This window comes from Methylotenera versatilis 79 (assembly GCF_000384375.1).
GTDB classification, from domain to species: domain Bacteria; phylum Pseudomonadota; class Gammaproteobacteria; order Burkholderiales; family Methylophilaceae; genus Methylotenera_A; species Methylotenera_A versatilis_B.
Genome location: NZ_ARVX01000001.1, coordinates 752,196 through 766,553, shown reverse-complemented (window position 1 = coordinate 766,553; position 14,358 = coordinate 752,196). Strand labels below are relative to the sequence as shown.

Genomic DNA, 14,358 nt, shown 5'->3' with positions numbered 1-14,358 from the left:
TTGCTACCTTATGAATAAATATTTATGCTGAAATTAACACAGTTCAAGCATTAAATCGCAACAATCAACTACGCACTTTGACGTATTTCAATCATCCCTCTGCATCACTAATCTAAGCATATAGAAAAACTCATTGAATTATTAACCACGAGTCTTCTTTGAAATACTTTAAAGACCTTAAACACAGCGGTTTTTAAAGAGTGAGGAAACTTACTGTTGATTGTAATTTTTGAATGTCACTGAATTTAAGTTGGAGGAAACAAATGAAAACATTAGTTAAGTTAGATTTAGACAAAAAACCTTGGGAACAAGACGGCCAGATTCATAACCGTTGGCACCCAGATTTACCCATGATTGCCATGGTAAAACCGGGCGACGAATTCCGCGTGGAATGTATGGATTGGACTGGCGGCCAGATTGGCAATAACGACAGCGCCAACGATGTACGTGATGTCGATTTAACGCAAGTGCATTATCTAAGCGGCCCGATTGGTGTTGAAGGTGCGGAGCCAGGCGATTTAATGGTGGTTGAGATTTTAGATGTTGGCACATTTGAAGAGAGCCAATGGGGTTTTAACGGTATTTTCGCTAAAGAAAATGGCGGCGGTTTCTTAGTTGACCAATATCCTGAAGCGCGTAAATCGATTTGGGATTTTCACGGTATTTATACCACTTCACGTCATGTGCCAAATGTTAAATTCGCCGGCATTATGCATCCAGGTTTAATTGGCTGCTTGCCTTCAAAAGAGCTATTAGACACATGGAATAAACGTGAAGGTGATTTGATTGCAACCGAGCCAGATCGCGTGCCAGGTTTAGCATTGCCACCAAATCCAAAATCAGCTGTGATGGGCAAAATGTCTGGCGATGCTGCTGCAAAAGCGGCGCTTGAAGGTGCGCGTACTGTGCCGCCACGTGAGCATGGTGGTAATTGCGATATCAAAAATCTAACCAAAGGTTCAAAGGTTTATTTCCCTGTGTATGTAAAAGACGGTGGCCTTTCAATGGGCGACCTGCACTTTTCACAAGGCGATGGCGAAATTACGTTCTGCGGCGCGATTGAGATGGCCGGTTATTTAGATATCAAAGTCAGCTTAATTAAAGATGGCGTGAAGAAATATGGCGTTAAAAATCCAATTTTCGAACCTAGCGTGCTCACACCAACTTATAAAGACTACATCATTTTTGAAGGCATTTCAGTTAACGAACAAGGCAAGCAGCTTTACTTAGATGTAAATGAAGCTTATCGCCAAGCTTGTTTAAACGCCATTGAGTATATGAAGAAATTTGGCTACACCGGCGCGCAAGCTCTGTCGATTTTAGGCACAGCACCAATCGAAGGCCATATCAGCGGCATTGTCGATATTCCGAATGCATGTGCGACTTTATGGTTACCGACAGAGATATTTGACTTTGATATGAAGCCAAATGCGGACGGACCTAAAGTGATGGTCAAGCAAGGCATTGATACTGCTAAAACTAGCTAAGGAGTGATGGCATGCCAGTTTATGAATATGAATGTGATACCTGCGGTGTTTTTACTGCGCTTAGAAAAATGAGTGAATCGAGTGAGCCAGCATGTTGTGATGAATGTGGTTGCGAAAGCCCACGCATTATGTCTGCGCCTCGCTTAGCGGTAATGGATAAAACACAGCGTGTGGCACATGAGCGAAATGAAAAATCTGCGCATGATCCAAAAGTAGCGAAACGTTCAAGTTGCGGTTGTGCTGGATCACATACGTGCAAAACAAGCACAAAAGTGAACCAGGAAACAGGTAAGGCGGCTTTGCAAATGCAAACCAAAAAGACAGCAAGACCTTGGATGTTATCGCATTAGATATTGAGCAATGAAATATTAAGGAGTTAACCAGTTAATTTGAGCAATTAAACGTAGGAATTAAATGGGTGAAAAGTAAGTTTTTAAAGTGTTTAGCAGGTTAAGTAGTTAGGTTTTATTTTGTCATAAATGGTGGTTTTTTTAATATTAGGAGATCGTAATGAGTACTTTGAACAGACGTGGCTTTATGAAAGTGGGTGGCGCGCTAGTCGGCGCATTACTAGCCGCTGGCTTAATTACAACTAACGCATTTGCTGCAGATTATCCAACAGCAAAAGTAAATACGACAGGTTTAGCTGTAACGGATACGGTGGTAAAAGTCGGTATCTTGCACTCAGCGACTGGCACGATGGCCATCAGTGAAACAGGTTCGATTCAAGCTGAAAAATTAGCCATTGACCAAATCAACTCTTTGGGCGGTATCTTAGGCCGCAAGATTGAAGTGATCCAAGAAGATGGCGCTTCTGATTGGCCAACATTTGCTGAAAAAGCCAAGAAATTATTGGCATCAGACAAGGTCGCTTCTGTTATGGGTTGCTGGACATCAGCTTCACGTAAAGCGGCGCTGCCAGTGTTTGAAAAAGAAAACGGCTTGTTATTTTACCCAACGTTCTACGAAGGCTTAGAGCAATCTAAAAACGTGTTCTACACAGGCCAAGAAGCGACTCAACAAATTATTGCCGGGTTGGATTGGATTACAAAAGAGAAAAAAGCCAAAACTTTTTACTTGATTGGTTCTGATTACATCTGGCCGCGTACTTCAATGAAAATCGCGCGTAAACATATTGAGAAAAACCTAAAAGGCTCAGTCGTCGGTGAAGAATACATTGCGTTGGGTGATACACAATTCGGTTCTGTGATTAACAAAATCAAACTGAAAAAACCTGACGTGATTTACGCAGCGGTAGTGGGCGGTAGTAATGTGGCTTGGTTTAAACAATTGAATGCAGCGGGTTTAAATTCTGCTAAACAAACCATGTTAACTATTTCAGTGACTGAAGATGAAGTGTTAGGCATTGGTGGTGAGAACTTAGCTGGCTTCTATTCTGCAATGAAATACTTCCAATCGATTGATACACCGATCAACAAGAAATTTGTTGCGGAATTCAAAAAGAAATGGGGTGATAAATCTGTGATTGGTGATGTAACACAAGCCGCATATTTAGGCCCATGGTTATACAAAGCTGCTGTTGAGCGTGCTGGTAGTTTTGATGTAGATAAAGTGCAAGCTGCATTACCTGGTTATGTACTTAAAGATGCGCCAGAAGGCCCTGTGACTGTGGAAGCAAATCACCACTTAACAACCAAATTGCGTATCGGTCAGTGGCAAAAAGATGGTCAAGCTAAGATTGTTTACACATCTGGCTACATCAAACCAGATCCGTTCCCAAAAGGTTATCAATAGTCTATTAAGTTAGTTTAAAGACGCGGCAGCTTAGATATAGGCTGTCGCAGTCTGCAAGTGAATAAGCGTAGCAGCAACATTATTTTTTAGTAGTAATTAAGTAGGAGGCCATATGTTTGGTTATTCAATGGGTGATATAGGCAATATTATGATCATGCAGGGGTTTTCTGGCCTGAGCATGTTTACAGTGCTGCTACTCATGGCATTAGGTCTTGCCATTATTTTCGGCCAAATGGGCGTGATTAACATGGCGCATGGTGAGTTTATGACCATAGGCGCGTACACAACAGTGATGCTGTCAAAAGTGGCAGCCACTTATGGTTTTGTCAATTATTACTTTCTCATTGCCATCGTGTTGGCGTTTATCTTAGCCTTTGCGCTGGGATATTTTGTCGAATTCATCATGATTCGGCATCTCTATAAGCGACCTTTAGATACCTTATTGGCAACATGGGGTTTGAGTTTGGTGATGCAACAGGCATTTCGTTCCAGTTTTGGCGCGAAAGAGATGAGCGCTGAACTTCCAGAATGGATGTTAGGCTCATTTAAGCCAACGCCCGATATTGATATTCCGATTAACGGCGTTTTTGTGATGGTTCTGGCATTGTTAGTGACTGCAGGTGTTTATATCTTTATGTATCGCTCACGCTGGGGTTTAAGAGTGCGTGCGACTGTGCAGAATCGTGTGATGGCAGGTGCAGTTGGTATCAATACCAAAAAAGTAGATCGCGTGACGTTTGCTTTAGGTTGCGGCATTGCAGGTGTCGCTGGTGCAGCGTTTACCACCATTGCTTCTACAGGCCCAACCACAGGTACGCTTTATATTGTAGATAGCTTTATGGTCGTGGTGTTCGGTGGCGCAGCTAGCTTAATGGGTACGATTGCATCCGCTTTCGGTATCGCACAAGCACAATCAATCCTTCAATTCTTTATGACCAGTTCAATGGGCAAGGTGACTACTTTGCTAGTGATTGTCGGCATATTGATGATGAAGCCAGAAGGCTTGTTCGCATCTAAATTGCGCAAATAAAACGGGAGAATTAACGTGAATGCATCCTTAAGTAAATTAGTTGGCGGTAAGCAGGGCGCAATCGGACTCGCATTGTTAGCCGCCTTGATATTCGTCGTACTGCCGCTAGGCGTCGATATTTTCAGATTGAATCTGGTGGGAAAATACTTAACCTACGCTTTTGTGGCGGTGAGTTTAGTGTTGTTGTGGGGTAATGGCGGTATTTTAAGTTTAGGCCAAGGTATCTTCTTCGGCTTAGGCGGCTACGGCATGGCGATGTTCATGAAGCTAGAAGCCTCAGATCCGATTACGACCAAAATCCAAACCACGCCAGGTATTCCAGATTTTATGGATTGGAACCAAATCACCGAGCTACCTTGGTTTTGGCATCCTTTCCAAAGTCTGCCTTTGACCATCTTGGCGATATTAGTGATACCGGCTTTGTTTGCTTATTTCATTGGTTTTGCCATGTTTAAGCGTCGCGTGGGCGGTGTATATTTTGCGATTATTACCCAAGCGATTGCGTTGATTCTAAGTATCTTAATCGTTGGTCAACAAGGCCTAACAGGCGGAGTTAACGGTATTACAGACCTTAAAACTGTGCTGGGCTGGGATACGCGCACCGATAGCGCTAAATACATTCTTTATTACCTCAACGGTATTTTGTTAATTGGCTCAATCTTGCTGTCGAAATACATCTTGAATAGTAAGTTCGGTATGTTGCTGTTAGCCATGCGCGATAAAGAAGAGCGCGTACGTTTTTCTGGCTACGACGTATCGAATTTCAAGATATTCATCTTCTGTGTAGCAGCCATGATTTCAGCAGTCGGTGGTGCGATGTTCACTTTGCAAGTTGGCTTTATGTCACCGTCATTTGTCGGCATCGTGCCATCCATTGAAATGGTGATCTTTTGCGCGGTTGGCGGCCGTATGTCCTTGATTGGCGCGGTTTACGGCACGTTGTTGGTTAACTACGGCAAAACCGTGTTCTCAGAAACCTATCCTGAATTATGGTTATTCTTAATGGGCGGCTTGTTTATCGCTGTGGTGATGTTTTTCCCCAATGGTTTAGCTGGAATCTATGAAAAGTACGCGAAGAAATCTAAATTTTTACGCAAACTATCTGACACAGAACCTTTAGCTTTAGCGCCTGTAAAAACAGCGGAAGTAATACCTGCAAACGAGATTAAAGAGATGGGAGCAAAAGCATGAGCAACACAGACTTTGTCCTAGCGATTGAAGATTTAACGGTATCGTTTGATGGTTTTAAAGCGGTTGATAACCTGACCATGTATATCGATAAAAACGAGTTACGTGTAGTGATTGGCCCAAACGGTGCAGGTAAAACCACCGTGCTGGATTTGATTTGCGGTAAAACAAAATCCACCTCAGGCTCTATCAAGTTCAGGAATACTGAGCTGACTAAATTATCAGAGCACGAAATCGTACGTGCTGGTGTAGGGCGTAAGTTCCAAACGCCTTCTATCTACGAAAATCTGTCGGTATATCAAAACCTGGAAGTTTCTTATCCAAAAGGTCGTGGTGTTTGGGGCAGCTTGTTTTTCAAACGTTCAGAAGAAGTGGTTTCGCAGGTTAAAAAAATTGCCGATGAAATCATGTTAACGGATTTTCTGGACATGGAAGCGGCGTTGCTCAGTCATGGGCAGAAACAATGGCTGGAAATCGGCATGCTGCTGATGCAAGACCCAGAGTTGTTGATGCTGGATGAACCAGTCGCTGGCATGAGTGCGAAAGAGCGCGACCAAACGGCGGATTTATTGAATAAGATCTGCAAAAACCGTTCTGTGATCGTGATTGAGCATGATATGGAATTTGTGAAAAAAATCGCACATAAAGTCACTGTATTGCACCAAGGCAAGATTCTGGCAGAAGGTGCGATGGACAAAGTGCAAGCAGATGAAAAAGTCATTGAAGTGTACCTAGGCCATTAGAACCAAGGTCATTAACACATCGATATTGGTTAGATTGAAGGGATTAAATATGATTGAAATTGAAAATCTACAAGTCAGTTATGGCCAAAGCCAAGTGATTCATGGCTTGAATTTTAAGGCAGAAAAAAATGAAACATTAGCGATTATGGGTCGCAACGGCATGGGCAAAACCACGTTGTTTAAATCATTAATGGGTATCTTGCCAAGCAAAAGCAGCAGGGCAACCGTGGATGGTGAAAATCTGCAGGGTGCGGATAGTTATGAGCGCGTGGCAAAAGGTTTGGCCTATGTGCCACAAGGCCGCATGATTTTTCCTAGCATGACGGTGCAAGAGAATATCGAAACTGGATTAGAGAAATCGAAAACGCGTGAGATTCCGGAAGACATTTTTGCGCTGTTCCCGGTGCTGTATGACATGCGCCATCGCAAAGGCGGCAATCTTTCTGGCGGTCAGCAACAGCAATTAGCCATTGCGCGTGCGCTGGTGACGAATCCTAAAGTGCTGTTATTAGATGAGCCGACTGAAGGTATTCAACCGTCGATTATTAAAGATATCGCAAAAGTGTTAAACGAGATTCGAAAAATGCGTGAAATCACCATTATTGTGTCTGAACAAGTGTTAAGTTTTACCATGGAAGTTGCCGACCGTATTATTGTGATTGATAAAGGCAAGTTCATTCATGAAGACAAGCGTGGCGAAGTGGATGCCGCCAAAATTAAAGGATATTTGTCGGTTTAATTGATGCAGTTATTCAAGTATTTTGTGGCATCATAAAGGCATGGATGATGATTATTTAAGTGTTGCCACAAATGCGCAAAAACCTTTAGGCGCTGACGCTGTTAGTGCAAAACCTGTGCATTGGTTGGCGAACTTAACACTAGATTTCAGTGAAAAAAATGGCCGCAGCTATCTAGCAAAAAGGCAGCATAATGGCCCATTAGTGATACAGAAAACGCTGTATCCAGAAGGTGATACGCTGTGCCACGGCATTATCATTCACCCGCCAGGCGGTGTTGCGGGCGGTGATGAATTAATACTGAATGTGAATGTGCAAACCAATGCCTGCGTCTTGCTGACAACGCCAGGTGCAGGTAAATGGTACAAAGCGAACGGCGCAGCGGCCAGCCAGCATTTGCAGTTCGATTTGGCTGAAAAATCCAGTTTAGAGTGGTTGCCGCAAGAAAATATTTTATTTGATGGCTCAATAGTTAACTTTTCAGCTGACATTAACTTAGGTCGAGAGGCTTGTTACGCTGGCTGGGAGATTTTATGTTTTGGCAGGCTGGCAAAAGGTGAAAGTTGGCTGACAGGCAAATTGAATCAAAAATTAATGATTAAACGCGCTGATAAAATCATTTGGCAAGAAAGCGCACATTTACACGCCAATGACCGATTTTTTCATTCAGCAATTGGTTTGGGCGGTAATGTTGTCAGTGCCAGTTTTGTGATCGCGGCGGGTGCTGTGCCAACAGAGTTGTTCGCGAAATGCCAACAATTAGAAATAGATAACGCATCAGATAGCAAAGCTAAGTTTGGTGTAAGCGCGCTGCCCGAAATTTTTTCAGCGCGCTACATCGGCATGTCTGCGCAGTCGGCAAGGCATTATTTTGAGGGGCTTTGGCAGATATTACGACCGTGGTACGCAAGCCGTTCAGCCGCAAGACCACGTATTTGGAATACTTAAAAACTTAACAATAATCAAACGAAGAAAAGTACTAGCGAAAGCATTAAACGATGGAATTAACCCCCAGAGAAAAAGATAAATTATTGATTTTTACTGCTGGCCTGCTGGCAGAAAGACGCAAAGCGCGTGGTCTGAAATTGAATTATCCTGAAGCGATCGCTTATATTTCTGCCGCTATTATGGAAGGTGCGCGTGATGGTCAAACCGTGGCGTATTTGATGGGTTATGGCGCCACTTTGTTGACGCGCGAGGATGTGATGGAAGGTATCGCGGAAATGATTCCAGATATTCAAATAGAAGCGACGTTCCCAGATGGAACGAAATTAGTTACCGTTCATCATCCAATACCCTAAAGGCAAATCATGATTCCAGGCGAAATGCTTATAGAAGCGGGCGAAATCAGTCTTAACGTAGGTCGTGAATCGATTACGATAGATGTGGCGAATACGGGCGACAGGCCGATACAGGTCGGCTCACATTTTCATTTTTTTGAGACAAATGAAGCGTTAACTTTTGAGCGAAAACGTGCCTATGGATTTAGGTTGGATATTGCTGCTGGCACAGCTGTACGTTTTGAGCCAGGACAAACGCGCACTGTGCAATTAGTGGCTTTAAGCGGTGAGCGCAAAGTGTATGGTTTCTCTGGCAAAGTGATGGGTGCGTTGAAATGAGTTTAAAAATCGACAAACGTGCTTATGCGGAAATGTTCGGGCCAACCATGGGCGACAGAATGCGCTTGGCAGATACCGATTTATGGATTGAAGTAGAACGCGATTACACAATCTACGGCGAAGAAGTGAAATTTGGCGGCGGAAAAGTGATTCGTGATGGCATGGGCCAAAGTCAATTGTGCGCAAAAGATGTGGCAGATACAGTCATTACCAATGCATTGATTATTGACCATTGGGGCATCGTTAAAGCAGATATCGGGCTCAAAAATGGACGCATCTCTGCCATCGGTAAAGCAGGCAATCCTGATATTCAGCCAGCAGTGACGATACCAATTGGTGCTGGTACCGAAATCATTGCCGGTGAAGGCATGATTGTGACAGCGGGCGGTATCGATTCGCATATCCACTTTATCTGCCCGCAACAAATCGAAGAGGCGCTGATGTCTGGCGTGACTACTATGCTGGGCGGCGGCACAGGCCCGGCGACTGGGACTTTTGCTACCACTTGCACGCCAGGCCCATGGCATATTCATCGTATGTTACAAGCTGCCGATGCCTTTCCTATGAATCTAGGTTTTTTAGGCAAAGGCAACGTCAGTTTGCCAGAACCGTTGCGTGAACAGGTTGAAGCTGGTGTGATTGGTCTTAAATTGCATGAGGATTGGGGCACAACGCCAGCGGCCATTGATAATTGTCTGAATGTGGCAGAAGAAATGGACGTGCAAGTGGCGATTCATTCAGATACGTTGAATGAATCCGGCTTTGTGGAAACCACGATTGCCGCATTTAAAGATCGCACAATTCATACCTTTCATACGGAAGGTGCTGGCGGCGGGCATGCGCCAGATATTATCAAAGCCGCTGGGTATGCCAATGTTTTGCCATCTTCAACCAATCCCACTCGCCCGTTTACCGTCAATACCATCGATGAACATTTAGATATGCTGATGGTTTGCCATCATTTAGACCCCGCAATCGCAGAAGATATCGCTTTTGCTGAAAGCCGCATCCGCCGCGAAACCATTGCCGCTGAGGATATTTTGCATGATTTGGGCGCATTTTCGATGATGTCGTCTGACTCACAAGCGATGGGTCGTGTTGGTGAAGTGGTGATTCGCACTTGGCAAACAGCGCACAAGATGAAAGTACAACGCGGTGCACTGGCAGAAGATTCTGCGCGTAATGACAATTTTCGCGTGAAGCGTTATATCGCTAAATATACGATTAACCCTGCTTTAACACATGGTATCGCCGATACAGTCGGCTCTATCGAAGTGGGTAAATTAGCCGATTTAGTGCTGTGGCGACCTGCATTTTTTGGTGTTAAGCCATCCATTATTTTAAAAGGCGGCATGATTGCGGCAGCAGCAATGGGCGACCCAAATGCGTCTATTCCAACGCCACAGCCTGTGCATTATCGTCCTATGTTTGGCGCTTATGGCGGTGGGCTAAAAACTTCCGTCACTTTCGTATCGCAGGCAGGTTTAAAAAATCCAGCGGTACAAGCGCTTGGTTTAAATAAAACATTAGTACCAGTCAGTGGCACTCGAACGGTAAGAAAAGCCGATATGATTCATAATGGCTGGATGCCTAAAATCGATGTGGATCCAGAAACCTATATTGTGCGGGCGGATGGCATTTTATTGGCCTGTGAGCCTGCTAGTATTCTGCCGATGGCTCAACGTTATTTCTTGTTTTAAATTGCTCATGCTCAATATTACCCAACGTTTACCAGCAAGTAATACCTCTCATCCAGTCGATGATTACTTGATATTGCCATTCGATTTACGGCAAAAAAGCCGTTTGCGTGTGACTTTGAAATCTGGCATTGAAGCAGCGTTAATGCTAGACCGTGGCACGATATTGCGTGGTGGCGATTTGCTTAAAGCGGAAAATGGCAAAGTAGTGCAAATCGTCGCGGCTGAACAACCCGTGACAGATGTCAGGGCTGAAACGCAGCAAGCGTTAATGTGTGCGGCATACCATTTGGGTAATCGACATGTGCCTTTGCAAGTGGGCGATGACTGGTTGCGTTTGGAGCAAGACCATGTGCTGAAAGAAATGTTAATCGGCCTCGGCATGACAACGACTGACCGACATGCGCCATTTGAGCCAGAGGCGGGCGCTTATGGTGGCGGACATCAGCATCACGATGACGATGATAATTTATCGAGATTACCTTCCGCACGATTACGGCGACATGGTTAATTAAATATGCATACACAAAACACTAAGTCACAAAATATTGCCTCAAATATTGCGTTAAGTCGCTTACTGCAATTGGCCAGCCCAATGTTGCCTGTAGGTGCATATAGTTATTCGCAAGGGCTTGAATGGGCGATTGAATGCGGTGAGGTGAGCGATTTAGCCAGCGCCAAAACTTGGATCAGTGATGCGCTGGTTATTTATCAAGGCAGATATGAACTGCCTGTACTTTATCGGCAATATCAAGCGTGGCAATTAGATGATATGGCGGCGGTTAAAGATTGGGATGCGTATTTTCAAGCAGGGCGCGATACCAGCGAAGCATTGGCAGAAACACGGCAAATGGGTTATTCGCTGTGCCGCTTGCTGAATGATTTAGGCAGTTTGCCAGCAGATTTTATGCTCAAAATTAATAGTTTAGTTAACCCTGCATTTCCAAGCGTTTACGCTGGTATCACGCATTTATGGGCAATTTCCGCGCCAGATATGTTGCAGGCGTATGCTTGGTCTTGGGTAGAAAATCAAGTCAGCGCCGCCATGAAAACAGTGCCGCTTGGGCAAGTAGCAGGGCAGAAAATATTACTGGAATTGGGTGCATTATTGCCTGAAATCGTTGCAGATGCGATGCGCTTGGATGATGCTGAAATCAGTAACTTTACACCTGGGCTTACCATTGCTGGGTGCCGCCACGAAACACAATATAGCCGCTTATTTAGGTCATAAACAGATGAATAAACCCGCAGAAATATTACAAGACAGTTTAAAACAGTCGCCCATTCAATCAAACGTAGAACCGTTACGTGTCGGTATCGGCGGCCCAGTTGGCTCAGGCAAAACAGCACTAACGCTGTCACTTTGCAAACGTTTGCGTGAAGAGCTGAATATCGCCGTGGTGACCAATGATATTTACACCAAAGAAGACGCAGAATTTTTAACGCGTAATGAAGCATTAGCACCAGAACGTATCATTGGCGTAGAAACTGGCGGTTGTCCGCATACCGCAATCCGTGAAGACGCATCGATGAATCTCGAAGCGGTTGCGCAACTTTGTAAACGTTTTCCTGGCTTGGATATCGTTTTCGTAGAAAGTGGTGGTGATAATCTAGCCGCAACTTTCAGCCCCGAATTATCCGATTTGACCATTTATGTGATCGATGTGGCAGCTGGCGAAAAAATCCCACGCAAAGGCGGGCCAGGCATCACAAAATCGGATTTGCTGATTATCAATAAAATAGATTTAGCGCCAATGGTGGGCGCATCGTTAGAGGTGATGGACAGAGATGCCAAACGCATGCGCGGTGAACGCCCATTTATTTTTACTAATCTAAAAATCGGGCAAGGTTTGGAAGAGATTGTTAAGTTTATTGAAAAACAAGGTTTATTTCTTTAGGAGAGTAATGTGAAAAAATATCTATCGTTAAGTACTGCTTTATTGTTGGGCTTTTCAAGTCTGGCTTTTGCTCATCCAGGACATGGTTTGGAGAGCGCATACGCAGGTTTTATGCACCCTTTGACGGGTTGGGATCATCTACTTGTGATGGTTGCCGTGGGAATATGGGCAGTTAAAACTGATGAAAAAGCATGCTGGAAGTTGCCGCTAGCTTTTAGTTTATCCATGATTTTAGGCTTTATTTTAAGCTTTACAGGATACCGATTCTCTGGTGTTGAAACGAGTGTTGCTGCAAGTGTGATGGCAATGGGGTTATTATTGATGGTTAATTTACCCATCAATGCTTCGATTCGTTTAGGCCTTGTTTCTCTATTCGCCATATTTCATGGCATGGCACATGGAGTGGAACTTAATATGCAGTCTGGATTAAATGTAATGACTGGAATGTTAATAGCAACGGCTCTATTGCATGGTGTTGGTATTCTAATTGGCACTTTACACACTAAAGTTTTTCAATATATACAAAATGTTTTGGCACTTTGCATGATATTGCTAGGTGGCTATGCTTTGCTTTAACTAGGATTGTTGAGGTGATGTTTTGAAGCTGAAGCACTCACCTCATTATATAGTCAAGATTTGTCGATGCCTTTAAGGTAGGTATTTCTAAGTTTATTAGCTATTTCATTGTTTAGTTTTTGTATAGATTGACCGCTGCGTGTCATCAGGCGTACAAATACACCACATTGGTTGGGTAAAATACCTGAACCGAAATAAGCCTCTTTTTTGCTGAGTTCAGCATTCGTTATTGATTCGTTAATGATTTTTAGCAAGACTGCGTTTTCCTCAGTTGTGCAGTTTGGTGTAAGTAAATAAAGGCTGGCGTGAGTATCAAACTTTTTGTCAACCGCTTGCAACTGACTAGCTAATTGTACGCCGCTGAGTAAGAAACGATCTTTGACGAGTAATTGATGATGATGGTTATACACGTTAATCGTTGTATCTAATTGTTCAAAATAGTTAGCTTGTTGTTCAGGGTCGTGGACTAAGTAAGCATCAGAGATTAGCGTTATTGCATTAGGGTGAAGCTCAACATCAATCTGGTTAACTAGATTGCTTTTAGGAAACAAAATGTTTAGGTTGCCTGTGTACTCAAGGTAAGATCCAACTTCCGCAACAATGTTCAGGCGTGATATTGCTTGACCTTGTTGCATGCTGTGAACAACAGTGGCTGCTGCATGTTTTACAGAAGCTACTGCTTTTGTTTTTGCTGTGATTTTTAGACCTATGCGATCGTGCTCAAATAATCCTCCAGATGTAGATTGTAAAAACAGCATGGCCATCTCTTCGGGAGTACTTGAATTTTTGAGTAGCCTACCTACGTGAAAGGGATATTTGGCAAGTTGTAATGATAAGTAGCTTATTCCTTTTGGGCTTAAGCTGAATTGTAAATTAACTTGAGGTGTAGCCATTTCCTTTCGTTGCTGTTCTATAATTAGGCCTATAGAAGTAGCGTTAATAGGTGGGGATTTTGCTTCAGCTAGTGGCATAAGTTAGTTTTTTTGGAACAGTACACTAGCAATAATACTTTCAGCAACTTCGCTAACGCCTTCTCCTGTTGCGCAGTTAGTTAATACTACTGGTTTGCCATTTCTGACTTCGTTGGCCTCTTTTACCATACGGGTCAGGTCAACATTCACATAAGGCGCTAAATCAAATTTATTAATGACAAGTAAATCGCAAGTTACAACGCCTAAGCCACGCTTACGGGGTATATCATCACCAGCCGCTACATCAATGACAAAAATCCAATAGTCGACTAAGTCTAATGAAAATGAAGATGCTAAGTTATCACCTCCAGACTCAATGAGAACTAGTTCTAGGCCAGCAAATTTTTTATCTAATTCATCTGCTGCTTGCATGTTAAGCGTTGGGTCTTCTCGAATGGCGGTGTGCGGGCAGGCGCCTGTTTCCACAGCCAGTACCCGAGCCGTATCAATAAGACCGCTACGTTTGATGCGTTCTGCATCCTCACGCGTGACTAAGTCATTAGTAATAATGGCAAAATTAACGCCTCTATTTTGTAAAATGGGGATGAGCTGTTCCAATAATCTGGTTTTACCAGAACCTACTGGGCCGCCAATGCCCACGCGCGCAGAACCTAAGCTTGTGACACTGAAAGGAGGGGTAGCTAAATTATTCATAGT

The 14,358-nt window shown here is 43.7% G+C and carries 17 protein-coding genes; 15 read left to right on the top strand and 2 right to left on the bottom strand.

Annotation, left to right across the window (positions count from 1 at the left end; all coding sequences use genetic code 11):
* Positions 1-263 precede the first annotated feature (263 nt).
* From fmdA to METVE_RS0103880, 15 genes are all read left to right on the top strand, one after another.
* Positions 264-1,487 carry a formamidase gene (gene fmdA, locus METVE_RS0103950; RefSeq protein ID WP_020167148.1) on the top strand — a complete coding sequence of 408 codons (1,224 nt, stop codon included), beginning with the start codon at positions 264-266 and terminating at the stop codon, positions 1,485-1,487.
* 11 nt (positions 1,488-1,498) lie between these two features.
* Positions 1,499-1,837 carry an FmdB family zinc ribbon protein gene (locus METVE_RS0103945; protein ID WP_020167147.1) on the top strand — a complete coding sequence of 113 codons (339 nt, stop codon included), beginning with the start codon at positions 1,499-1,501 and terminating at the stop codon, positions 1,835-1,837.
* A 160-nt stretch (positions 1,838-1,997) separates the two neighbouring features.
* Entirely contained in the window at positions 1,998-3,242 is a 1,245-nt protein-coding gene (gene urtA / locus METVE_RS0103940) for an urea ABC transporter substrate-binding protein (protein WP_020167146.1), read from the top strand.
* Between the two features lie 112 nt (positions 3,243-3,354).
* On the top strand, positions 3,355-4,272 hold the full coding sequence (gene urtB / locus METVE_RS0103935) for an urea ABC transporter permease subunit UrtB (RefSeq protein ID WP_020167145.1): 918 nt from the start codon (positions 3,355-3,357) through the stop codon (positions 4,270-4,272).
* A 15-nt stretch (positions 4,273-4,287) separates the two neighbouring features.
* Positions 4,288-5,463, top strand: coding sequence for an urea ABC transporter permease subunit UrtC (urtC, locus tag METVE_RS0103930; RefSeq protein WP_020167144.1), 1,176 nt, complete (start codon positions 4,288-4,290; stop codon positions 5,461-5,463).
* Complete coding sequence (urtD, locus tag METVE_RS0103925) at positions 5,460-6,203, top strand: urea ABC transporter ATP-binding protein UrtD (RefSeq protein ID WP_020167143.1); 744 nt, start codon at positions 5,460-5,462, stop codon at positions 6,201-6,203. The genes urtC and urtD overlap by 4 nt, the downstream gene beginning before the upstream one ends.
* Positions 6,204-6,252: 49 nt before the next feature.
* Complete coding sequence (gene urtE / locus METVE_RS0103920; RefSeq protein ID WP_020167142.1) at positions 6,253-6,942, top strand: urea ABC transporter ATP-binding subunit UrtE; 690 nt, start codon at positions 6,253-6,255, stop codon at positions 6,940-6,942.
* Positions 6,943-6,964: 22 nt separating this feature from the next.
* The gene (locus tag METVE_RS0103915) at positions 6,965-7,888 is read left to right on the top strand and encodes an urease accessory protein UreD (protein WP_020167141.1); all 924 of its coding nucleotides are present in this window, start codon (positions 6,965-6,967) and stop codon (positions 7,886-7,888) included.
* A 50-nt stretch (positions 7,889-7,938) separates the two neighbouring features.
* Positions 7,939-8,241, top strand: coding sequence for an urease subunit gamma (gene ureA / locus METVE_RS0103910; RefSeq protein WP_020167140.1), 303 nt, complete (start codon positions 7,939-7,941; stop codon positions 8,239-8,241).
* Between the two features lie 9 nt (positions 8,242-8,250).
* The gene (locus METVE_RS0103905; protein WP_020167139.1) at positions 8,251-8,559 is read left to right on the top strand and encodes an urease subunit beta; all 309 of its coding nucleotides are present in this window, start codon (positions 8,251-8,253) and stop codon (positions 8,557-8,559) included.
* A complete protein-coding gene (gene ureC, locus METVE_RS0103900; RefSeq protein WP_020167138.1) occupies positions 8,556-10,259 on the top strand; it encodes an urease subunit alpha in 1,704 nt (567 codons plus the stop codon). The genes METVE_RS0103905 and ureC overlap by 4 nt, the downstream gene beginning before the upstream one ends.
* 7 nt (positions 10,260-10,266) lie before the next feature.
* Positions 10,267-10,767, top strand: a complete 501-nt coding sequence (gene ureE, locus METVE_RS0103895) for an urease accessory protein UreE (RefSeq protein WP_020167137.1) — start codon at positions 10,267-10,269, stop codon at positions 10,765-10,767.
* 6 nt (positions 10,768-10,773) lie between these two features.
* A complete protein-coding gene (locus tag METVE_RS0103890) occupies positions 10,774-11,487 on the top strand; it encodes an urease accessory protein UreF (RefSeq protein WP_020167136.1) in 714 nt (237 codons plus the stop codon).
* 4 nt (positions 11,488-11,491) lie between these two features.
* On the top strand, positions 11,492-12,154 hold the full coding sequence (ureG, locus tag METVE_RS0103885; protein ID WP_020167135.1) for an urease accessory protein UreG: 663 nt from the start codon (positions 11,492-11,494) through the stop codon (positions 12,152-12,154).
* A gap of 9 nt (positions 12,155-12,163) precedes the next feature.
* On the top strand, positions 12,164-12,730 hold the full coding sequence (locus METVE_RS0103880) for a HupE/UreJ family protein (protein WP_020167134.1): 567 nt from the start codon (positions 12,164-12,166) through the stop codon (positions 12,728-12,730).
* Between the two features lie 53 nt (positions 12,731-12,783).
* Here the strand turns inward: METVE_RS0103880 and METVE_RS0103875 are convergent, their stop codons facing one another.
* Both METVE_RS0103875 and ureG (METVE_RS0103870) read right to left on the bottom strand, forming a co-directional pair.
* A complete protein-coding gene (locus METVE_RS0103875) occupies positions 12,784-13,623 on the bottom strand; it encodes an urease accessory protein UreD (RefSeq protein WP_232415375.1) in 840 nt (279 codons plus the stop codon).
* 81 nt (positions 13,624-13,704) lie between these two features.
* Positions 13,705-14,355, bottom strand: a complete 651-nt coding sequence (ureG, locus tag METVE_RS0103870) for an urease accessory protein UreG (protein WP_020167132.1) — start codon at positions 14,353-14,355, stop codon at positions 13,705-13,707.
* Positions 14,356-14,358 lie beyond the last annotated feature (3 nt).